The organism is Streptomyces sp. NRRL S-920 (assembly GCF_000717945.1).
In the GTDB taxonomy this organism is placed as follows: Bacteria; Actinomycetota; Actinomycetes; order Streptomycetales; family Streptomycetaceae; genus Streptomyces; species Streptomyces alboniger.
In genome coordinates, this window is sequence record NZ_JODF01000018.1 from 186,576 (window position 1) to 208,487 (window position 21,912).

A 21,912-nucleotide genomic window follows, 5' to 3' on the forward strand; every position below is an offset into this window, starting at 1 on the left:
GGGACGGATCAGTGCTCGCTGTCGAGGTGTGCCATCTGTGCCTGCGGATAGCGCGCGCCGGCCGCCGCGTCCGCGGGGACGGCCGCCTCGATCGCGGCGAGGTCGCCCGCGTCGAGCGTCACGTCCAGGGCGCCCAGCGCCTCCGCGAGGCGGTCCCGGCGGCGCGCGCCGACCAGCGGCACGACGGCCGCGCCGTGCCGGGGGCCCTGCGCGAGCACCCAGGCGATGGCGGTCTGCGCGACGCTGACGCCCTTCTCGTCGGCGATCTTCCGCAGGGCGTCGACCAGGTCGAGGTTGCGGTCGAGGTTCTCGCCCTGGAAGCGGGGGCTCATCGCACGGAAGTCGTTCGCGGCCAGCTTCCGGTCGCGGGTGAAGTGCCCGGAGATCAGGCCGCGGGAGAGCACCCCGTACGCCGTGACGCCGATGCCCAGCTCGGCGGCTGTCGGCAGGATGCGCGCCTCGATGCCGCGGGAGATGAGGGAGTACTCGATCTGGAGGTCGCTGATGGGGGCCGTGGCCGCCGCCCGGCGGATCGTCTCGGCGCCGACCTCGGAGAGGCCGATGTGCCGGACGTGCCCCTTCTCGACCAGCTCCGCGATGGCGCCGACCGTCTCCTCGACCGGCACGTCGGGGTCGATGCGGGCGATGCGGTAGATGTCGATGTGGTCGACGCCGAGGCGCTGGAGCGAGTACGCGGCGAAGTTCTTGACGGCCGCCGGACGCCCGTCGTACCCCGACCAGCCGCCGTCCGGGTCGCGCAGGGCGCCGAACTTGACGCTGGTGAGGGCCTGCTCGCGGCGGGCGGCGGGGGCGGTGCGCAGGGCCTCGCCGATCAGCAGTTCGTTGTGCCCCATGGCGTAGAAGTCGCCGGTGTCCAGGAGCGTGACGCCCGCTTCGAGGGCGGCGTGGATGGTCGCGATGGACTCCGTGCGGTCCGCCTCTCCGTAGAGCGCGGACATGCCCATGCAGCCGAGGCCGAGGGCGGAGGTGCGGGGGCCGGTGGTTCCGAGGGTGAGAGTACGCATGCGTCCACCATGACATGACGGATGACAGATTTCAATATCTGTCATCCGTCATCTGTCACCCGTCGTCTGTCATTCGTCGTGCGTCACCTGTCACCTGTCATCCGTCATCCGCCCAGCCGCTCCGCCGTCCGCTCCGCGGTCCCCCGCGCCCACCGCCCGCTCGTCACCGCCCCGAGCAGCAGCACCGCGCATCCGCAGCCCGCGATGATCCACCAGGCGGGCCGGCTCGCCTCCGTGAAGTCGGTGGCGTACGACGACGAGGCGACGCCCGACGCCAGGACCGCGCCGATCACCGCGACGCCCAGCGTCTGGCCGATCTGGCGGCTGGTGGAGGCGACGGCCGCGGCGACGCCCGCCTGGGCGCGCGGCATCCCGGCGACGGCGGTGTTGGTGATCGGCGCGTTGGCGAAACCGAAGCCCAGGCCGAACAGGACGTATCCGAGGAAACGGGTCCCGCCCGTGTTCTCCGCCTCGAACGCGGCGAAGAGGACGCCCGATGCCGTCATCGCCACCCCCGCGATCAGCAGCGAGAGGCGCGGCCCGCGGCTGCCGACCAAGCGGCCCGACAGCGGCGCGCAGACCAGCGTCATGGCCGCCATCGGCAGCATCCACAGGCCGGCGTGCAACGCGTCGAGGCCACGTACGTCCTGGAGGAACAGGGTCGACAGGAAGAGGAAACCGCCGAGCGACGCGAACGCGCAGACCGCGATCACCGTCGCCCCGCTGAACGGCGCCGAGCGGAAGAAGCGCAGGTCGATGAGGGGCTCCGCGCGGCGCGGCTCGTAGGCCAGCAGACCGAGCAGGGCCAGCAGCGCCGCACCCGCGAAGGCGAGGATCAGCGGTGACGTCCAGCCCGCGGCGGGCGCCTCGATGATCGCGTACGTCAGTGCGCCGAGCAGCACGATCACCAGGAGCTGCCCGACCGGGTCGGGGCGGCGGGGGTGAGGGGCGCGGGACTCGGGGACGTACCGCATGGTCAGGACGAGCGCGGCGAGGCCGACCGGCAGATTGACCCAGAAGATCGAGCGCCAGCCGACCGAGTCCACGAGCAGCCCGCCGACCAGCGGGCCCGCCGCCATGGAGATGCCGACGACACCGCCCCAGACGCCGATGGCGCGGGCCCGCTCGCGGGGCTCGGTGAAGGTGTTCGTGATGATCGACATCGCGACGGGGTTGAGCATCGAGCCGCCCACCGCCTGGATCATGCGGAACGCCACCAGCGATTCCAGGTCGGGAGCCAGCGAGCAGAGCACCGAGCCGAGGGTGAACACGATCAGACCCGCCTGGAAGACCCTGCGGCGGCCGATCCGGTCGGCGGTCGAGCCCGCGAGCATGAGGAGCGAGGCGAGGACGAGCGTGTACGCGTCGATCGTCCACTGCATACCCGAGACGCTCGCGTCGAACTCCTCGCGCATGGTGGGGAGCGCGACGTTCAGGACGGTGTTGTCGAGGCTGACGATCAGCAGGCTCATGCAGCAGATCGCGAGGACCAGCAGCCTACGGCGGTCAGTAGGTTCATGGGGCATGTATACGACGGTAGCTCTCGGCGGGGTGGGCGCCGCGGGGCGCCCGAGGGCGGCCCGTGGGCTCATGAGAGGCGGCGCGGCAGCCGCAGGCTGAGCAGCGCCAGACCGAGCAGGCCCGCCAGCTGCACGCCGAGCACGGCCGTGAAGGCCCTCCTCATGCCGAGCGCCGGGATCAGGGACAGGAAGAGCGAGCCGACCGTCGCCACGCCCACCGCGAGGCACGACTGCTGCACGGTCGCCGCCAGACCACTGCCCGCCCCCGCGCGGGCGGCCGGGACGGCGGCGAGGACGATCCGGTAGTAGAGGGCGAGTTCGACTCCCTGGCCGAGGCCGCACAGGGCGAGGCCCGGCGCGAGGGCGAGTGGGGTGAGCGAGGCCCACGGCACCCACAGGACCGTCAGCGCGAGCACCAGCAGGCCCGAGCCGTGCACCAGCGCGGCCACTGTCATCGCCCGGCCGCCGAGCCGCGCGGCGACGCGCGGGGCGAGCATCGACGCGGCGAACTGCGTCAGACCCATGGGGATCAGCGTCAGGCCCGCCTTGAGCGCGCCGTAACCGAGCCCTTGCTGGAGGGTTACGGCACTGACGAACATCCAGCCGCTGAACCCGATGAAGATCGGCAGGCCGAGGGCGAAGCCGAGCCGCACGCCGGGCTCGCGCAGCAGCGACGGCGGCAGCAGCGGGCTGCCCCCGGTGTCCTCCGCCCGCCGCTCGACGGCCGCGAACGCCCAGCCGAGCAGCGGCGCGGCGGCGAGCAGCAGGACCGACCAGAGCGGCCAGCCCGTGGCCCGCCCCTCGGAGAGGGGGAGCAGCAGAGCGGTCAGCGCGGAGCCGAGCAGGAGCGTGCCGCCGAGGTCGCCGCGCCGGGGCTGCTCCGCCCGGCTGTCCGGAACCGAACGCACGGCGCAGAGCAGTGCGGCCACCGCGACCGGCACGTTCACCAGGAACGCCATGCGCCAGCCCGTGCCCCCCAGATCGGCGGCGACCAGGACACCGCCGAGCACCTGCCCGAGGACGACTCCGAGCCCGCTCACCGAGCCGTACAGCGCGACGGCCCGCGCGCGCCGCTCGCCCCGCGTCGTGGCGTGGATGGTGGCGAGGACCTGCGGCAGCATCAGCGCGGAGGCCGCGCCCTGTGCCATCCGGGCCCCGACCAGCCACCACGCGCCGGGTGCGAGCCCGCAGGCCAGCGAGGTCAGGCCGAAGGCGCCGACGCCCCACAGGAAGAGCTTCCCGCGCCCGTACGTGTCACCGAGCCGCCCGCCGAGGACGAGCAGCACGGCGTACGCGACCGCGTAACCGGCGACGACCATCTCCAGCGTGGCGGGCGAGGCGTGCAGGTCGCGCTCGATGCTGGGGAGGGCGACGTTGACGATGAAGAAGTCGATGCTGGAGAGGGAGGCGCCGAGGAGGACGGTGAGCAGGCCTAGGGGGGTGAGGGGGGAGGGGGTGGCGGGGGTGGTCGGTCCGGCTGCGCGGGGCGTTTCGTCGGTAGTCGTAAGAGTCACGTCTACGACGATCTTCCCGGCCCCAGGGGGGTACCAGAGTCTCCTTATCCTGGTACCAGGCGCACCTGGAAACAGGCTGCGGCATCCGGCAGCCTTGATCCATGACCATGACGGCCGCGGCACCGGACGCCGGTGCGGACATCCGCAGACAAGAACTCGCCGCCTTCCTGCGCAGCCGCCGCGAGCGCGTCACGCCCGAGCAGGCGGGGCTGCCGCGCGGCACCCGGCGCCGCACGCCGGGGCTGCGCCGCGAGGAGGTCGCGCAGCTCTCCGCGGTGGGCGTCACCTGGTACACGTGGCTGGAGCAGGCCCGCCCCATCAAGGTGTCCGCGCAGGTCCTCGACGCGATCGCGCGGGCGCTGCTCATGGACCCGAGCGAACGCGCCCACCTCTTCGCCCTCGCCGGTGCCGTCGACCCGCGGCCCGAGGCCGAGTGCTCCGCGCTCTCCGCGCCGGTCCGCAGGCTCATGCACCGCGTCGCCCCCTACCCGGCCACCGTGCAGAACGGCCGCTACGACGTCCTCGCCCACAACCGCTCCTGGACGCACGTCTTCGGCGACTTCGACGCGATGGAGCCGCGCGACCGCAACTGCCTGTGGCTCCTCGCCACCAGCCCGCGCTGGCGCGAGACGTTCCTGGACCGGGACGAGATGCTGCGCGACCTGACCGCCAAGTTCCGCGGGGCCATGGCCGAGCACGGCGCCGAGCCCGCCTGGAAGGAGCTGCGGGACCGGCTGCTCGGGGTGTCCGCGGAGTTCCGCGAGCTGTGGGAGCGGCACGAGGTGGCGACGATGGTCCCGCACGTCAAGCGGTACCAGCACCCGCGGGTGGGCCTGCTGCGCCTTGAGCACCGCATGCTGTGGATGGCCCCGCTGACGCAGGCGCACCGGCTCATCGCGTACGTGCCCGCCGACGACGAGACGGAGGCCCGCCTGGAGCGGCTGGCCGAGCTGTCGGGGGAGCCGGGGGAGTGAGGGGCAGGGGGAGCCGGGAGAGTGAGGGACAATAGAGGGTCCCGTCGTCCGTCCCGGAGATCACCGATGCCGTCCCAGCCCCTTACGATCGGCCCGCACCCCGTCCAGCCGCCCGTCGTGCTCGCCCCCATGGCGGGCATCACGAACGCGCCGTTCAGGACGCTGTGCCGGGAGTTCTCCGGCGGCAAGGGCCTCTTCGTCAGCGAGATGATCACCACGCGCGCCCTGGTGGAGCGCAACGAGAAGACGATGCAGCTGATCCACTTCGACGCGACGGAGAAGCCGCGCTCGATCCAGCTGTACGGCGTCGATCCGGCGACCGTCGGCAAGGCCGTCCGCATGATCGCGGAGGAGGACCTGGCCGACCACATCGACCTGAACTTCGGCTGCCCCGTCCCCAAGGTCACCCGCAAGGGCGGCGGCTCCGCGCTCCCGTACAAGCGCCACCTGCTGCGCGCGATCCTGAAGGAAGCCGTCAGCGGCGCGGGCGACCTCCCCGTGACCATGAAGATGCGCAAGGGCATCGACGACGACCACATCACCTTCCTCGACGCTGGCCGCATCGCGGTCGAGGAGGGCGTCACCGCCATCGCGCTGCACGGCAGGACGGCCGCCCAGCACTACGGCGGCACGGCCGACTGGGACGCCATCGCCCGCCTCAAGGAGCACGTCCCCGAGATCCCGGTGCTCGGCAACGGCGACATCTGGTCGGCCGCCGACGCGGTCCGCATGATGAACGAGACGGGCTGCGACGGCGTCGTCGTCGGCCGCGGCTGCCTCGGCCGCCCCTGGCTCTTCGCCGACCTCGTCGCCGCCTTCGAGGGCACGGGCGCTCCCAAGGCCCCCGGCCTGCGCGAGGTCTCCCGGGTCATGCTCCGCCACGCGACGCTGCTCGGCGAGTGGATCGGCGACGAGTCGCGCGGGGTCATCGACTTCCGCAAGCACGTGGCCTGGTACCTGAAGGGCTTCGCGGTCGGCTCGGAGATGCGCAAGCGCCTCGCGGTCACCTCCTCGCTGGCCGAACTGGAGGACGGCCTCGGTGAGCTGGACCTCGACCAGGAGTGGCCCGCCGGCGCGGACGGCCCCCGCGGCCGCACCTCGGGCAACAACCGCGTGGTCCTGCCGGACGGCTGGCTGAAGGACCCCTACGACTGCGCGGGCGTGAGCGAGGACGCGGAGCTGGACACGTCGGGGGGCTGAGGTCCCTTCGGCGTCAGTCCTGCGTCCGGCGTCGCGTGGCCAGGAACATCCCTGTCGAGCAGGTGAGTTCGGCGACGACCAGGCGGGGGTCGCCGAAGAGCCGTTCGCGCAGGGTCGTGATCCGGGTGTAGCTCTCGGGGTGGGTGGCGTCGGCGATGTCGTCGATCAGGAGCGCGCCGCCGGGCCGCAGCGCGTCGAGGATGTCGGCGAGGCCCGTCGTCTTGGCGCTCGGGGTGTCGGCGAAGACCAGGTCGAACGTTCCTTGGGAGCCGATGAGTTCAAGGGCGTCGCCCACCAGGACGGACGTCCCGGGCGCCAGCCCCGCGGCGCGCACCGACGCGGCGCGCTCGGCGTCCAGTTCCACGCTGAGCACCTCCACGTCCTCGCGGTCCCCGAGCCCGGGCGCGATCCAGGCGAGGCCCATGCCCGCCCCGGTGCCCGTCTCCAGGATCCGCCCGCCCGCGGGCACCGCCGCCGCCAGTACGGCGAGGAGCGCGCCGACCTCGGGGTCCGACGACTTGTCGAACGCCAGCTTCCGTTCGCGGTCATGGGCCTGGGCGACGCCGGGCGGCACCCGCACGGCGGCCTGCGCGTCGGTGCTCCGCTGGAGCCGGTCCACCTCCGTCGAGGTCAGGGGGTGGTCGAAGGTCAGGGTGACCCACGTCCATCTGTCGCTCTTCTGCACCCTGGCGGAACGCCGTGCTCCGGCGCTGGAGAGCACGTACGGGCCGGTCGACGCCCCCCACCCCATGACGCCGGGCCGCAAGGTGTTCGAGCGCGCCCACTATCTCGGGGAGCAGCTGCGCTCGACCACCTGGCCCGAACTGGGCCTGGCGGGACGGGGCCTGACCGACTGGCTGACGTCGATCCTTCGTGCGCTCGATCCCGCGCGCCCGCCGCCGGGCGCCACGCTCCACCTGCTCCTGCACCGCTACCTGCGCGAGGCGGCCAAGGCCCGAAAAGGTCCTCCCGAACCCCGTGCTTGAGCGCAGGCTGGCGGCGCTCGCCGAGGTGGAGTCGGCCTCGGCGCACGCGATCCTGAAGGCGACGGGCGTACCCCCGGACGAACTCGCGCGGGCCCTGCCCCCCGCCCCCTCCTTCCAGGCACCCGGACGACATGGTCCGCGACATGGTGGAATCCTCCAGTCACGCGCTGGAGACGATGCCGGAGATCGTGTAACGCGGGGCCGCACGGCACCCCGCGGGGAGGGGTGAAGCGATGACCTTGCGTTCGGATGTGGCCGGGCTGCTGGCGGAGGCCGGCATCCTCGACGTGGACGTCGACGGCGCCGTCGCGGACGAGCACGTCCGATCGGCCGCGTACCAGCGCGTCGTCTCGGTGACCGCTGACTCCCGGAGCCGCGACCGGGACCGCGCGATCGTCGCCACGATCCTGCGCGAGCCCAACGAGCAGGCGTCCAAGACGGCGGTGGTCGCCTTCGTGGACAGGATCGCGATGAAGGTGAGCGGTCCTGCTGAATTCCGGCAGTGGTCGGACGGACTGCTGCCGGAGATCGACCGGCTCAAGACGGAGGGGTTCCGCGCATTCATCCGCCGCCGCGTCCACGACTGGCTGTTCTACCTGTCCGTCAAGGACGGTCACATGCCGACCCCGGCCGAGCTGGCGGAGGCCACGGACTGGATGCAGCGCCTCCTCGCCGAGAACGCGCAGTCCCCGCCGTTACTCGCCCTGCTCGCCGAGTCGGCCCACACCAGGAAGACGCGGAACGTCGCGAGGAACAGAGCGGGAATCCGGCTCCGCTGAGGACGCCCGAAGGGGCGGCACCCCCGCACAGGGTGCCGCCCCTTCATCGTGGACCGGGACCGTCGCCGCATCGGTACTGAGGGTCGGGGACACGGCGGCGGTCCCGGGGTTCGTGGTGGGCTCTACCGGTGGTCGCTGCCCACCGAGTGCGAGGCCGCGCGGCCGGCCTCCAGGCGGGCCACCGGGATGCGGAACGGGGAGCAGGAGACGTAGTCCAAACCCACCTCGTGGAAGAAGTGCACGGACTCCGGGTCGCCGCCGTGCTCGCCGCAGACGCCGAGCTTCAGGTCGGGGCGCGTGGCGCGGCCGGCCTTGACCGCGTCCTTCACCAGCTTGCCCACGCCGTCCTTGTCGATCGTCTCGAACGGCGAGACCCCGAAGATGCCCTTCTCCAGGTACGCGGTGAAGAAGCTCGCCTCCACGTCGTCGCGGGAGAAGCCCCAGACGGTCTGCGTGAGGTCGTTCGTACCGAAGGAGAAGAACTCGGCCGCCTCCGCGATCTGGTCGGCCGTCAGCGCGGCGCGCGGCAGCTCGATCATCGTGCCCAGCGCCAGCTTCAGGTCGACGCCGGTGGACTCGATGACCTCCGCGATGACCTGCTCGGCCTCCTCGCGGACGATCTCCAGCTCCTGGACCGTGCCGACGAGCGGAATCATGATCTCCGCGCGCGGGTCGCCCTTGGCGTTCTTCCGCTCGGCCGCCGCCTCGGCGATCGCGCGGACCTGCATGGTGAACAGGCCGGGGATGACGAGACCGAGGCGCACCCCGCGCAGGCCCAGCATCGGGTTCTGCTCGTGCAGGCGGTGCACGGCCTGGAGCAGGCGCAGGTCGTTCTCGTTGGCGTCCTTGCGGGACTCGGCGAGCGCGACCCGCACGGACAGCTCCGTGATGTCCGGGAGGAACTCGTGCAGCGGCGGGTCCAGGAGGCGGACGGTGACCGGGAGGCCGTCCATCGCCTCGAACAGCTCCACGAAGTCCCGCTTCTGGAGCGGGAGCAGCTGCTTCAGTGCGTCCTCGCGCTCGTCGTCCGCGTCGGCGAGGATCAGCCGCTCGACCATCTCGCGCCGCTCACCGAGGAACATGTGCTCGGTGCGGCACAGGCCGATGCCCTGCGCGCCGAAGCGGCGGGCGCGCAGCGCGTCCTCGGCGTTGTCGGCGTTGGCGCGTACGCGCAGGCGGCGTACCCGGTCCGCGTACGCCATGATCCGGTGCACGGCGGCGACCAGCTCGTCGGCGTCGTCGGCACCCGCGTGCATGCGGCCCTCGAAGTACTCGACGACCGGCGAGGGGACCACGGGCACCTCGCCCAGGTACACCTTGCCCGTCGAGCCGTCGATGGAGACGACGTCGCCCTCCTCGACGACCGTGGAGCCGACCGTCATCCGGCGCCGCTTGGTGTCGACCTCCAGGTCCTCGGCGCCGCAGACACAGGTCTTGCCCATGCCGCGCGCCACGACGGCGGCGTGCGAGGTCTTGCCGCCGCGCGAGGTCAGGATGCCCTCGGCGGCGATCATGCCGTCGAGGTCGTCGGGGTTGGTCTCGCGGCGGATCAGGATGACCTTCTCGCCCGAACGCGACCACTTGATCGCGGTGTACGAGTCGAAGACCGCCTTGCCCACGGCCGCGCCCGGCGACGCGGCGATGCCCCGGCCGAGCTGCTCGACCTTGGCGCTCTCGTCGAAGCGGGGGAACATCAGCTGCGCGAGCTGGGCGCCGTTGACGCGCTGGAGCGCCTCGGCCTCGTCGATCAGGCCCTGGTCCACGAGCTGCGTCGCGATGCGGAAGGCGGCACCCGCGGTGCGCTTGCCGACGCGGGTCTGGAGCATCCAGAGCTGGCCGCGCTCGATGGTGAACTCGATGTCGCAGAGATCCTTGTAGTGCGTCTCAAGGGTCTCCATGATCTGCATGAGCTGGTCGTACGACTTCTTGTCGATCTGCTCCAGATCGGCGAGCGGGACGGTGTTGCGGATGCCCGCCACGACGTCCTCGCCCTGCGCGTTCTGGAGGTAGTCGCCGTACACGCCCTGGTGGCCGCTGGCCGGGTCGCGGGTGAACGCGACGCCCGTACCGGAGTCCGGGCCGAGGTTGCCGAAGACCATCGAGCAGACGTTGACGGCCGTGCCGAGGTCGCCGGGGATGCGCTCCTGGCGGCGGTAGAGCTTGGCGCGGTCGGTGTTCCACGACTCGAAGACCGAGCGGATCGCGAGGTCCATCTGCTCGCGCGGGTCCTGCGGGAAGTCCCGCCCGGCCTCCGTCTTGACGATCTTCTTGAACTTGGTGACCAGCTTCTTGAGGTCGGCGGCCTCCAGGTCGGTGTCGACCGTGACCTTCTTGGCCTCCTTGGCCTTCTCCAGCGCCTCCTCGAAGAGGTCGCCGTCGACACCGAGGACGGTCTTGCCGAACATCTGGATGAGCCGGCGGTAGGAGTCCCACGCGAAGCGGTCGTCGCCGGACTGCTTGGCGAGCCCGGTCACCGACTTGTCGGAGAGCCCGATGTTCAGGACCGTGTCCATCATGCCGGGCATCGAGAACTTGGCGCCCGAGCGGACGGAGACGAGCAGCGGGTCGTCGGCCTGACCCAGCTTCTTGCCCATCTTCCGCTCAAGGGCGTCCAGGTGGGCGCTGACCTCGTCGCGCAGCTCGCCGGGCTCCTCACCGCTGTCGAGGTACGTCTTGCACGCCTCGGTGGTGATGGTGAAGCCCGGAGGGACGGGCAGCCCGAGGTTGGTCATCTCGGCGAGGTTCGCGCCCTTGCCGCCGAGAAGGTCCTTGAGGTCCTTGTTGCCCTCGGTGAAGTCGTAAACGAACTTCACCCCCTCGGTCGCCTCGGTCGTCTCACTCGTGTGAGCTACGTGGAGATCTTTGTTTTCCGACACGGGTCTCGACTCCTCGAGGACTCGGTGGCTGCCCTGACGGCGAGGAACATACCCAGATCGAAGGCACCTGGGTACGTCCACTTGCGCGTCATGCGGCCGTAACCACCCGTCCGCCGCTAGATCGAAAGTGACTCAGCGGTAGGGAGGGGGAGTGGCTTGTGTTCAAGTATTGAACTCTCAACCCCCGTAGACCCCGAGAAACGCTCAAACGAGCGGACAGATCTCAGATGTGAGTTCACTTCATGAATGATCGAGCATTGGCACTGAGTGCCACCCCTTGGAGAAGTGCAGTCGCCCCGAGAGCGCTCATCTGAGCGCAAGGGCTATCAGGGGTGGCGAGAATCACGCCGTTTGAAGGGCCCGGATGTCAGCATCCGGACGGCGTCGTTCACTGCGGGAGACGGCGCTCCGGGTCCGCCGGGTCCGCCGGGTCCGCCGGGTCCGCCGGGTCCGCCGGGTCCGCCGGGTCGGCCTCACGCGCCGAGCGCGGCGAGCCGCTCCTCCGCACGCTCCGGGGCGTACAGGTGCTCCACCACCAGCGTTCCCGCGCCGATCAGCGCCGCGCGGTCGCCGAGGCGCGAGGTGACCACGTCCAGATGAGCGGTGGAGCGGGGCAGGGCCCGCTGGTAGAGCAGCTCGCGTACGCCGGTCAGGAAGGCGGTTCCGGCCAGATCTCCCGCGATCATCAGAACGCCCGGGTTCAGAAGGGTGACGACGGTCGCCAGGACCTCGCCCACGTGCCGCCCCGCGTCACGCGCGAACCCGAGGGCCGTCGGGTGCCCGGCCTCCAGGAGCGCCCGCACATCCGACCCGGAGGCCGCGGGGACGCCCGCCTCCGTCAGCCTGCGGGCCACGGCACGGCCGCTGGCGACGGCGGCGAGACAGCCGTAGGAGCCGCACTTGCACAGTGCGTCCGCTCCCTCGGGCACCCGGATGTGGCCGATGTCGCCCGCGCCGCCGTCGACGCCCCGGTAGACCGAGCCGCCCACGACGACGCCCGCGCCGATCCCGGTGGAGACCTTGACCAGGGCGAAGGCGGAGCAGTGCGGGTAGTGCGTGTGCTGTTCGCCGTACGCCATGAGGTTGGCGTCGTTGTCGACGAGGACGGGGAGGGCGGAGGGGTCGGAGGGGTCGGAGAGGCTGGAGGGGGCGGCCGCATCAAAGGGGGCGGTGGTGGATGGGGCGGGCCGCGTTCCCGTCGCGTCCGTGTGTACGACGAACGCCTCGCGCAGGCGGCCCCGTATGTCGTAGCCGTCCCAGCCCGGCATGATCGGCGGCTGGACCACGCGGCCCGTCCCGGTGTCCACCGGGCCCGGCACCGCGAGCCCGATGCCGCACACCGTCGCGGCGGGCCGCCCGGTCTCCCGCAGCAGTGCGCCGAAGTGGGCGCCCAGCGCGTCGAGGACGGCGTCGGGCCCGTCCTCGACGGCGAGGGGGCCCGACCGCTCGGCGAGGATCCCGCCGCCGAGGGTGAGCAGCGCGGCGCGGGCGTGCCGGGTCTCCAGGGCGGCGGCCAGCACGACGGCGTGCGTCTCGTCGAACTCCAGCCGGATCGCGGGCCGCCCCCCGAGCGGCGACTCCACCGGCCCGCCGGCCCCCTCCCGCACCCACCCGGCCCGGAACAGCCGCCCGAGCCGCTGCCCCACGGTGGCCCGCGAGAGGCCGGTGGCCTCCTGGAGGGCGCCTCGGGTGGTGGCCCGCCCGCTGCGCACCAGCTCCAGCAGCTCACCGGCGCCGGGCTGGTGGCCGGGGTGGGCGCGCGGGCGCGCGCCCACGGGTCCCTCCCCGTGGGCGGGGCCTCTCGTGGGCATACGGGTCTCCCGTTCGAACATGTCTCCGCTGGCGCTCACCGTACGGGCGGTCCGGGCCGAGAGCCTCCCCGGGGGCGCCCGGCCGCACCCCTTGTGCTCCTCAACTCAGCGTTACATATTGGGTTTTGCGTGTGAAGTACGCGTAACCCTAGGGTGAGCGCCACCGAACTGACGAGACGTCGACAGCCTTCGGGAGATCCGTGTGGACCGCGGCACCACCACTCAGCCGACCGCTCACCGCACCGCGGACCCGCTGCGGGAGCGCGCGGCCGAGGTCCTGTGGACCAACTGGACCGGCACCTCGACCGTGCCGTCCCGGGCGCTGTATCCGCACCAGTGGTCCTGGGACTCCGCGTTCATCGCGATCGGACTGCGTCACCTTTCCCCGCTGCGCGCCCAGTTGGAGCTGGAGACACTGCTGGCCGCCCAGTGGGGCGACGGACGCGTCCCGCACATCGTGTTCAACGACGCCGTCCCGCTCGGCGCCTACTTCCCCGGCCCCGACTTCTGGCGCTCCACCACGGCGGGCCGCCGGGCGGGGGCGCCGGGCGGCGTGCAGACCTCCGGCATCGTGCAGCCGCCCGTCCACGCCCTCGCCGCCTGGCTCGTGCACCGCGCGGACCCCGGCCTCTCCCGCGCCCGCTCCTTCCTCGCCCGCCTCCGTCCCCGCCTCGCCGCCTGGCACCGCTACCTCATGACCGCCAGGGACGCGGGCGGCGCGGGACTCGCCGCCGTGCTGCACCCGTGGGAGCAGGGCATGGACAACAGCCCCTGCTGGGACGGTCCGTTGAGCCGCGTCGAGCCTGCCGACCCGGGCGCCTTCCGCCGCGCGGACCTCGACCACGGGGCGCCCGGGGACCGGCCGACCGACACGGACTACGGACGGTATGTGCGGCTCGCCGCCCAGTACCGCGACCAGGGCTACGAGGACGCGGGACGCGACCCCGGCGCGTTCTCCGTCGAGGACCCCGCCTTCAACGCCCTGCTGATCACCTCCGAGTACGCACTCGCCCTGATCGAGGCCGAGTTGGACGGCACGGAGCGCGGGTCGAGCGAGCGCCGCGAACGGGCCCGCGCCCTCACGGACACCCTGGTGGCCCGCCTGTGGGACCCGGCCCGCGCCCTCTTCCTCTGCCGCGACCTGCGCTCGGACCGGCTCATCACCGAGCGCGGCGTCACCGGCCTGATCCCGCTCGTGCTGCCCGCCCTGCCGCCCGCCGTCGCCGCGGCGCTGGTGCGCACCGCGTGCGGCCCGCACTTCGGGCTCGGCGGCGCGACGCGGCTCGTGCCCAGCTACGACCTGACCGGACCCGCCTTCGACCCCCGCCGCTACTGGCGCGGGCCCGCGTGGTTCAACACCAACTGGCTGGTGGCGAAGGGCCTTCGGCTGCACGGCGAGCTGTCCCTGGCGGACGGGCTGCGCGCGGCCATGCTCGATGCGGCGGACGCGTCGGACTTCGCCGAGTACGTGGATCCGTACACCGGCGCGGGCCGCGGCGCACGCCGCTTCGGCTGGACGGCCGCGCTCACCCTCGATCTGCTGCGGAAGGAAGAGGTGCGGACATGAGCGACCGGCATCGGCTGCTGGTGCGGGGGCGGACGTTCGCGGCCGTCGGCGCGGGCGGCGACATCAGCGGGGTCGGCGGGGTGCGCGGGGGCGGCGCGGGCCCGGACGGCCTGTTCGTACGCGACGCACGGCACCTGAGCCGCTGGCAGCTGACCGTCGACGGGGCCGTGCCCGAGGTCCTCGCCCCGGTGGACACCTCGGAGGCAGGCGCCGGCGCGGCGCGCTGCGTACTCGTGCCGCGCGGCGGCCGCCAGGAGCCGCCCGCGTACACGATCCTGCGCGAACAGGCCGTGTCCGACGGCGCCCTCGTGGAGGCCCTGCGGGTGGTGAGCAACCGGCCGGTGCCGACGCGGGTGCACATCGCGCTGACCGTGGACGCCGACTTCACCGACCAGTTCGAACTGCGCGCCGACCACCGGACCTACGCCAAACAGGGCGCGGTCAGGTCCCGGCGGCCGATCCACGAGGAAGTCGAGGGAGGCGGCGGGGACGAGGGACGTGAGGGGCGCCGTGGTGCCGGTCTCGCGGGGGTCGAGTTCCGTTACCGGCGCGGTGAATGGCGGGCGCGGACGGCGGTGACGGCCGACCCGGGCCCCGACGCCGTCGAGGAGACCGGCGGCGGCGCGCGTCGCCTCGTATGGACGCTGGAGCTGGAACCGCACGGCTCGACCGAGGTGGCACTGAGTGCCGCCGCCTATCCGCACGAGTCGGCCGGGCCCCGCGTACCGGGCTCGCCCGCCGAGGCGGTACGCCAACAGGCCGCCTGCCAGGCGGACTTCGTGTCCGGCGTCACCCTGCCCACCCGGTGGCCCGCGCTCGCCGACGCCTGCGCGCGCGGTCTCGCGGACCTCGCCGTGCTCCAGGTCCCGGCGCCGGGACCGGACGGCGAGGAGTTGCGCGTGCCCGGCGCGGGCGTGCCGTGGTTCCTCACGCTGCTGGGCCGCGACGCCCTGCTGACCTCGCTCTTCACGCTCCCGTATGTGCCGCGCCTGGCCGCCGCGACGCTGCCCGCGCTGGCCGCGACGCAGGCCGCCGAGGCCGTCGCGGGCGCCGTCGCCCAGCCAGGGAAGATCGTCCACGAGGTGCGGCAGGGCGAACTCGCGCACTTCGGGCAGGTGCCGTTCGGGCGCTACTACGGCTCGGTCGACGCGACGCCGCTCTTCCTCGTGCTGCTCGGCGCGTACACGGAACACACCGGGGACCGCGCGCTCGCCCGCCGCCTGGAGCCCGCCGCCCGCGCCGCCGTCGGCTGGATGCTCGACCACGGCGGGCTCACCTCGCGCGGCTACCTCGTCTACCGCGCGGACGAGGGCGGCCTCGCCAACCAGAACTGGAAGGACTCGCCCGGCGCGATCTGCTCCGCCGACGGCACCCGGGCGAGCGGGCCGGTCATGGCGGCGGGTGCGCAGGGCTACGCGTACGACGCCCTGTGCCGCACCGCCTGGCTGGCGCGGACCGTCTGGGACGACACGGTGTACGCGGATCTGCTCGCGCAGACGGCGGGCGATCTGCGGGACCGCTTCCAGCGGGACTTCTGGATGCCGGGGCAGGGCTTTCCCGCGCTCGCCCTGGACGGCGAGGGCCGCCAGGCCGACGCGCTCGCCTCGGACGCGGGGCATCTGCTGTGGTCCGGGCTGCTCGACAAGGAGTACGGCGAGACGGTGGGCCGCCGCCTCCTGGAGCCCGACTTCTTCTCGGGCTGGGGCGTGCGGACGGTCGCGGCCGGGCAGCCCGCGTTCCACCCGCTGTCGTACCACCGGGGCTCGGTGTGGCCGCACGACAACGCGCTGATCGCGCTGGGCCTCGCGCGCTACGGCCTGCACGACGAGGCCCGCACGGTCGCCCGCGCCCTCATCTGTGCCGCCGGTACGGCGGACGGGCGCCTCCCGGAAGTCCTCGCGGGCTACGACAAGGGGGCGTACCCGGTGCCGGTGCCGTATCCGCACGCGTGCGTCCTGGAGTCGCGGTCGGCGGCGGCGCCGTTGGCGTTGCTGACGGCGGTGGGTGGGGCGTGAGCGAATATCGCGGGGCCTTTGCATAGTCAGGGGCGCATAGTCAATGGCGTAAATGTGTTCGGAAATTGTCCGCTCCTCGCCCCCCTCCCTTTGTTTTCCTAAGCGCGTCATGCCGCCGTAAGCGCGTCATGCCGCCGCTCGAAGGGTTTTGCTAATAACACCATGCTATGAATGGCGAGTTGACCCTGCGAGCGTGTTGCCCTCACCGGTCTCCGATCGACGGAGGCCGAAAAGAAACAGCAGGGGAGACGCGGTATGGGGCAGCTCACCGCCGAGAGGCCATTTCCGGCGCCGGTGTCACGGGACCGGCAAGAGGCCTGGATCGAGGCCGTGTTGGCGACCGACGGGGTCAACCTGCCCCGCGGGGCGCTGGAGAACGTGGCCCCGTTCATCGTCGACCCCGAGGAGACACTGAGCGAGGCGGACGCCAATGGCGTACGCAGGCTCAAGGGGAGCGCGGTGCGCCGCGTGCGTACCGACGCCGGTGACATGGTCCTCGCCCTGGTCCGCATGCACGGCGTCGGGGGCGTGCAGTGGGGGCACAACGAACGGATCAGTTCGATCTGGCGCTCCATGGCCGACCCGACAGTGGGGCAGTCCACGGAGCGGACGCTGGCCCCGGTGCGGCCTTGGAAGGGAGTCGTCGGCGACGGCAGCGAGACCTATCTCGCCGCCCTGGAGAGCGTGGTCCCCAACCGGCACGCGCTGATGATGAACGCGGAGGACGCGGCGAACGCCCTCATGCGCGTGGACCGGGTCCGACCCTACGACCTGGAGGAGGATCTCGTCCTCAACGGTCAGCAGGACCCCGGAATGTACGTCCCCCAGCAGGTGCGCCTGGAAGAGGAACCGGAGAAGGACTCCGACGGCAATCCGCGGCACCCTTCCGCCTATTGGGGCTGGATGGCCGTCCGCGGAAACAATCGAACGCAAAAGCGTCAGTCGATTTTCCGGTTGAGTTCCGGTGAGGTGCTGGCCGGTGTCCCCGCGGAGAAGCTGGGCAGGGACGGCGACGACGTCATCCACGACCCCCATGTCTGGCTCACGGAATTCTCCGCTCTGCTCAACAAGGAGTACGGGGAGGCGGCGGACGACCTCGACCCCACGAGCGGTTCACGGGCCCGTCGCGCGGCGGCCATCGCCGTGGTGGACGCCCATCTGGTGATCGGCACACCGACCCCGCAGCGGCTCTACCGCATCGTGCAGATGAACAACCGCCGCGACCACGTGCATCCGCCGCTGGAGTTCGACCCCATCAACCGTTCGCGTGCGCTCGGGCGCAGCGTGCTGGGCATGTACGTGGCCCAGGGCGTGATGGGCGAGAAGACGGCGGAGGTGCTGTCCGGTCTCGCCCCCATCCGGGAACTCCCCGACGCCACCCCGGACATGGCGGTCTCCGAACTGCGCGACCTGCGGTCCATGAAGCTGCTCCAGGAACTGTTCCCCGCGGACGCGACCAGGCGGCACCTGCTGCGGCGCGCGCTCAGCGAGAACCCGCCCTCCCAGCTCAGCAAGACGGAGATCCATCAGCGCGCCACGACCTGGTCGGCCCTCACCTCCGAGAGCTACCCGAAGCCCTGGAACCCGCGCATCGGGCAGATCTTCGGCACCAAGGCCCGGGAGGGCATCGTCCTCTCCGGGCGCAGGCTCCCGGACCTGCTCGCGACCGCGGACACCGACGACGCCGCCTTCGAGGAACTGGTCTCCTACCGGGCCGCCCACTGGCTGGCCTCCTTCGGCATCATCGAGGCCGACCGGGGCTCGCTCGACGGCCAGGAGATGATCGGCGACACGGGGGAGCGGATGCGCCGCTCCCGGCGCGGCGTGACGAACTCGCTCCAGGCCCTGCGGTACGAGAAGAGCCGCATGATGGCGGTGGGGGTGCTGAAGGAGCTGGTCGCCGCGATGGACGACGGTGACCGGATGCCGTGGCAGGTCAGCGTCTCGGGGAAGGCGATGCCGGGCCGGGAGATGTCCGCCTTCTGGTTCGACAGGGAGTTCCCGAAGGAGAACGGCACGCGGCGCCGCAAGTCGGCGGCGCCGTCGGGCCCCGCCCCGGCCCCCTCGGCACCGGCCACCCTTCCCACGCCCGGCCGCTGGCCGTCGTCGCTCCAGGAGCCTGCGGTCGAGGAGCCGGTGGGGGCCCTGGAACCCGCGGAGGCCAAGGAGCCGGACCCGACCCCGAACCCGACTCCGACCCCGGACCCGGCCGAGGAGCCCACCGTCGACGCCCTGGTGATCCGCGTCGAGGACCGCATCCGCCGGCTGCACCAGGCGTCCGCCGAAGCCGGCGACCTCCTGGAGAAGCTGAGGGAGCAGGCCCGTGCCACCTCCGTCGGCCGACCCATCGGGCGGCAGCAGGCCGACGCGACGGTACGCCTCCTCAACCAGACGGTCTCCAGGCTGCGCAAGCTCCCCGAACTCATGGAGGACATGACGGAACCCGCCTGACGGGCTCCGCTAGTCGTCGATCCCCGACCGCTCCACCCCCGCCACGATCCACCGCTGGAAGAACAGGAACACCACCAGCAGCGGCACGATCGAGACGGCCGCCGCGACGAACAGTTCGTGCAGGCGGATGACCTGCGATGTCGTGAACGTCGCCAGCGCCACCTGGACCGTCCACGCGTCGCGGTCCTGGCCGATCACCAGGGGCCACAGGAAGGAGTTCCACGCGCCGATGAACACGATCGTGCCGACGGCCGCGAAGACGGGGCGGGAGTTCGGGACGACCACACGCCAGTACGTACGCCAGTAGCCGAGGCCGTCCACGCGTGCCGCGTCCTCCAGCTCCCTCGGGAAACCCAGGAAGTACTGCCGGAAGACGAAGCACGCGAAGGCCGAGAAGAGCGTCGGGACGATCAGGCCGCGCAGCGTCGAGACCCAGCCGAGGGACGAGACGAGGACGAAGCTCGGGACGAAGGTGACGGCGGCCGGGACCATCATCGTGCCGAGGATCGCGTAGAAGACCCGGTCGGCGTGGCGGTAGGGGATGCGCGCCAGGCCGTACCCGGCGAGCGAGGCGAGGAGGAGGGTGCCGAGGGTCGTCGCGACCGCGATCAGCGTCGAGTTGAGCAGGGCGCGCGCCATCGGCACCGCCGGGTCGGCGAACAGCTCCGAGAGGTTCGACCAGTGCAGGGTGGACGGGAAGAACGTCCAGTCGGGGGAGGTGATGTCGTCCTCGGACGCGAGGCCGTTGCGTACGAGGAGGTAGAAGGGGATCAGGAAGAGCAGCGCGAGGGTGACCAGCAGGACCACCCGCAGCGCGCGGCCCACCCGGACCAGGGCGTCGTCCATCGTGCTCAGTCCTCCTTCCCGCCGAGGCCGAACCAGCGTGCCTGGCCGACCGTGACCACCGCGATGATCAGCGCGAGGATCACCGCGCCCGCGCTGCCGAGCCCGAGGTTCTGCCCCTGGCCGAGCGCCGTGTAGTAGAGGTAGACGAGCGGCGGACGGGCGTAGGGCGGGTAGCCGCGGGAGTCCGAGAGCAGGTTGTAGAACTCGTCGAAGGCCTGGAAGGCGTTGATGACGAGCAGCAGCGTCACGGCGACCGAGGTCGCGCGCAGCTGCGGGAGCGTGATGTGGCGCAGCACCTGCCAGCCGGGCCGCGCCCCGTCCACCGCCGCCGCCTCGTAGAGGGTGGGCGGGATCCGCTGGAGGCCCGCCAGGAACAGGATCATGTAGAAGCCCGCTTGCAGCCACAGCCGCACGGTGACGATGACCAGCCAGTACCAGGGCGGCTGGGTGGTCGAGAGCCAGGCGACCTGGTCGGCGCCGAACCAGCCGAGGACGGTGTTGGCGAGCCCGAACCGCACCCCGTTGAAGATCGACAGTTTCCAGATCAGGGCCGCCACGACGTAACTGCACGCCGCGGGGAGGAAGAAGACCGACCGGAAGAACGCCTGAGCGCGGCGCGTCCTGTTCACCATCAGCGCGAGCGCGAGCGACAGCGCGAACGTCGTCGGCACGATGAACGCCGAGAAGACCGCGAAGGTGACGAGACTGTCGGTGAACGCGTCGTTCCGCAGCATCGACGTGTAGTTGTCGAGGCCGACGAAGTCCGTCGGCGAGACGGTGTTGTGGGCGTCGAAGAAGCTGAGGTAGACGCTCCAGGCGAGCGGTACGTACGTGAAGAGGACCAGGCCGAGCGCGAAGGGGCCGACGAACACCCAGAACCAGAGCGTGCGGTTCTGGGTGCCGAGCAACCGGCTCACGGCTTCTTCCTGGTGCGGGCCAGCTCCGCGCGGACCGTGCGCACGACGGACTTCAGCTCGCTGTCCGGATCGGCGCCGGACTTGATGATCCGGCTCAGCGCGTCCTGGTACGCGGTGCGGCTCGCGGGCGTCCACAGCAGCGGCTCGGCGTAGCCGTACTCGGTGGAGTAGCGCACGGCGTCCGCGGCCGGGCCCTCCTTCAGCTCGTCGGCCTTCTTGGCGAGGGAGAGCCTGGCCGGGATGTGGAAGCCGTAGGAGAGCGCGAAGTCCTCCTGGTACTCCTCCTTGTCGATCCACAGCCACTTCAGGAAGTCCTTCGCCTCCTTCTTGTGGTCGCTGCGGGCGCTCACCGCGGCGCCGTACGCCCCCACGGGCAGCGCGGGCCTGCCGTCCGGACCGTCGGCGGGCAGCGCGAGGACACCGAAGTCGTCACCCAGCTCCTTCCTGACCGCGGGCAGCGCCCACAGGCCGCACCACTGCATGGCGGTCAGCTCCTGTGTGAACGCCGACGGGTCCGACCAGTCGGCGGGCGCGCCCAGCAGCAGCGACTTGTCGGCGTACAGCTGGCGCAGCTTGCCGAGGGCGCGGGCGGCGGCCGGGTCGTCGAAGCCGACCTCGCCGTCCTTCGTGACGCAGGACAGGCCCGCCGCGTACAGCGGGGTGACGCCGAGCGCGCCCGCCCCGCCGTCGTTGCCGAGGAAGAGGCCCTTCACGTCCTTCGTGGTCAGCGCCTTCGCCGCGTCGACCAGCTCGTCCAGACTCCTCGGCGGCCGCACCCCGGCGTCGTCGAGCAGGCTCTTGCGGTAGTAGAGCAGCTGCATGTCGACGACCTGGGGGATGGCCCAGATCCTCCCGTCGTGCGTCTTCGGGGCGAGGACCGCGGGGTTGAAGTCGTCCCGTACGCCCTCGAAGAGGTCGGTGAGGTCGACGACCTGGCCGCCCCGGATCTGGTCCAGACTGGGGCCGTTGACCTCGAAGACATCGGGCCCGGAGTCGGTGAGCAGCGCCGCGGCGGTCTGCTCGTCGTAGTTGCCGGGCCGCCACTGCACGGCGACGTCCGCCTTGTCGTACGCGGCGGCGTACCGCTTCACGGCCTGCTCGGTGCCCGCCTCGCCGTACTGGTGGTACCACTGCGCGAGCCGCGGGCCGTTGCCGCCCGAACCCCCGCCGCCACGGCCGGTGTTGGACCCACACGCGGTGAGCAGTCCGAGCGCGGCGCCGGTTGCGAGCAGTGTCCTGCGGCTGATGGTCATGCCCGTCGTCCCCCTGCGTGAGGTCGGAGTTGCCGTACATGTCTTTCTCGTACGTATCGGCCCAACGATCAACCATGCGGGGTGATTACGACAGGGGCGTTGCGGCCGAGTGTCAGCGTTCCGTCAAGGGAGGCCGCCCGGGTGTATGCGGCGCGTCAACGCCGGGGCCCCGGGCCGC

16 protein-coding genes are annotated in these 21,912 nt (G+C 71.9%); 7 read left to right on the forward strand and 9 right to left on the reverse strand.

What is annotated here, in order from left to right:
• Positions 1-8: 8 nt before the first annotated feature.
• The 3 genes from IG54_RS0116155 to IG54_RS0116165 all read right to left on the reverse strand — a co-directional run bounded on the left by IG54_RS0116155 (position 9) and on the right by IG54_RS0116165 (position 4,059).
• A complete protein-coding gene (locus IG54_RS0116155) occupies positions 9-1,025 on the reverse strand; it encodes an aldo/keto reductase (RefSeq protein ID WP_030783633.1) in 1,017 nt (338 codons plus the stop codon).
• 104 nt (positions 1,026-1,129) lie between these two features.
• Entirely contained in the window at positions 1,130-2,551 is a 1,422-nt protein-coding gene (locus IG54_RS0116160) for an MFS transporter (RefSeq protein ID WP_030783637.1), read from the reverse strand.
• A 62-nt stretch (positions 2,552-2,613) separates the two neighbouring features.
• Positions 2,614-4,059 carry an MFS transporter gene (locus IG54_RS0116165; protein ID WP_030783639.1) on the reverse strand — a complete coding sequence of 482 codons (1,446 nt, stop codon included), beginning with the start codon at positions 4,057-4,059 and terminating at the stop codon, positions 2,614-2,616.
• A 107-nt stretch (positions 4,060-4,166) separates the two neighbouring features.
• On the opposite strand from IG54_RS0116165, the gene IG54_RS0116170 reads away from it, so the two are divergent.
• Positions 4,167-5,033, forward strand: a complete 867-nt coding sequence (locus tag IG54_RS0116170; RefSeq protein WP_037897231.1) for a helix-turn-helix transcriptional regulator — start codon at positions 4,167-4,169, stop codon at positions 5,031-5,033.
• 66 nt (positions 5,034-5,099) lie between these two features.
• Positions 5,100-6,233: a tRNA dihydrouridine synthase DusB gene (dusB, locus tag IG54_RS0116175; protein WP_030783644.1), complete on the forward strand. Its 1,134-nt coding sequence runs from the start codon at positions 5,100-5,102 to the stop codon at positions 6,231-6,233.
• Positions 6,234-6,246: 13 nt separating this feature from the next.
• Here the strand turns inward: dusB and IG54_RS0116180 are convergent, their stop codons facing one another.
• Positions 6,247-6,918, reverse strand: coding sequence for an O-methyltransferase (locus IG54_RS0116180; RefSeq protein ID WP_051819540.1), 672 nt, complete (start codon positions 6,916-6,918; stop codon positions 6,247-6,249).
• Here IG54_RS0116180 and IG54_RS0116185 point away from each other — a divergent pair.
• The gene (locus tag IG54_RS0116185; RefSeq protein WP_158708878.1) at positions 6,887-7,219 is read left to right on the forward strand and encodes a hypothetical protein; all 333 of its coding nucleotides are present in this window, start codon (positions 6,887-6,889) and stop codon (positions 7,217-7,219) included. The two genes, IG54_RS0116180 and IG54_RS0116185, sit on opposite strands and share 32 nt — an antisense overlap.
• A 233-nt stretch (positions 7,220-7,452) precedes the next feature.
• Positions 7,453-7,998 (forward strand): hypothetical protein, encoded by a 546-nt coding sequence (locus IG54_RS0116190; RefSeq protein WP_030783652.1) that lies wholly within the window; start codon positions 7,453-7,455, stop codon positions 7,996-7,998.
• Positions 7,999-8,120: 122 nt separating this feature from the next.
• On the opposite strand, the gene ppdK is transcribed toward IG54_RS0116190, so the two are convergent.
• A complete protein-coding gene (gene ppdK / locus IG54_RS0116195) occupies positions 8,121-10,811 on the reverse strand; it encodes a pyruvate, phosphate dikinase (protein ID WP_106977016.1) in 2,691 nt (896 codons plus the stop codon).
• 536 nt (positions 10,812-11,347) lie between these two features.
• On the reverse strand, positions 11,348-12,685 hold the full coding sequence (locus IG54_RS0116200; protein ID WP_078594164.1) for an ROK family protein: 1,338 nt from the start codon (positions 12,683-12,685) through the stop codon (positions 11,348-11,350).
• A 202-nt stretch (positions 12,686-12,887) separates the two neighbouring features.
• Here IG54_RS0116200 and IG54_RS0116205 point away from each other — a divergent pair, with 202 nt between their 5' ends.
• The 3 genes from IG54_RS0116205 to IG54_RS0116215 all read left to right on the forward strand — a co-directional run bounded on the left by IG54_RS0116205 (position 12,888) and on the right by IG54_RS0116215 (position 18,718).
• The gene (locus tag IG54_RS0116205; protein ID WP_106977017.1) at positions 12,888-14,252 is read left to right on the forward strand and encodes an MGH1-like glycoside hydrolase domain-containing protein; all 1,365 of its coding nucleotides are present in this window, start codon (positions 12,888-12,890) and stop codon (positions 14,250-14,252) included.
• On the forward strand, positions 14,249-16,267 hold the full coding sequence (locus tag IG54_RS0116210) for a glycogen debranching N-terminal domain-containing protein (protein ID WP_030783665.1): 2,019 nt from the start codon (positions 14,249-14,251) through the stop codon (positions 16,265-16,267). Before IG54_RS0116205 ends, IG54_RS0116210 begins: the two co-directional genes overlap by 4 nt.
• Before the next feature lie 255 nt (positions 16,268-16,522).
• A complete protein-coding gene (locus tag IG54_RS0116215; protein WP_030783668.1) occupies positions 16,523-18,718 on the forward strand; it encodes a hypothetical protein in 2,196 nt (731 codons plus the stop codon).
• Between the two features lie 9 nt (positions 18,719-18,727).
• Here the strand turns inward: IG54_RS0116215 and IG54_RS0116220 are convergent, their stop codons facing one another.
• From IG54_RS0116220 to IG54_RS0116230, 3 genes are read right to left on the reverse strand one after another with little or no spacing between them, the layout of a single operon-like run.
• Complete coding sequence (locus IG54_RS0116220; protein WP_030783670.1) at positions 18,728-19,564, reverse strand: carbohydrate ABC transporter permease; 837 nt, start codon at positions 19,562-19,564, stop codon at positions 18,728-18,730.
• Positions 19,565-19,569: 5 nt separating this feature from the next.
• The gene (locus tag IG54_RS0116225) at positions 19,570-20,481 is read right to left on the reverse strand and encodes a carbohydrate ABC transporter permease (protein WP_030783672.1); all 912 of its coding nucleotides are present in this window, start codon (positions 20,479-20,481) and stop codon (positions 19,570-19,572) included.
• Positions 20,478-21,734, reverse strand: coding sequence for an ABC transporter substrate-binding protein (locus IG54_RS0116230; RefSeq protein WP_030783674.1), 1,257 nt, complete (start codon positions 21,732-21,734; stop codon positions 20,478-20,480). The genes IG54_RS0116225 and IG54_RS0116230 overlap by 4 nt, the downstream gene beginning before the upstream one ends.
• Positions 21,735-21,912: the final 178 nt, after the last annotated feature.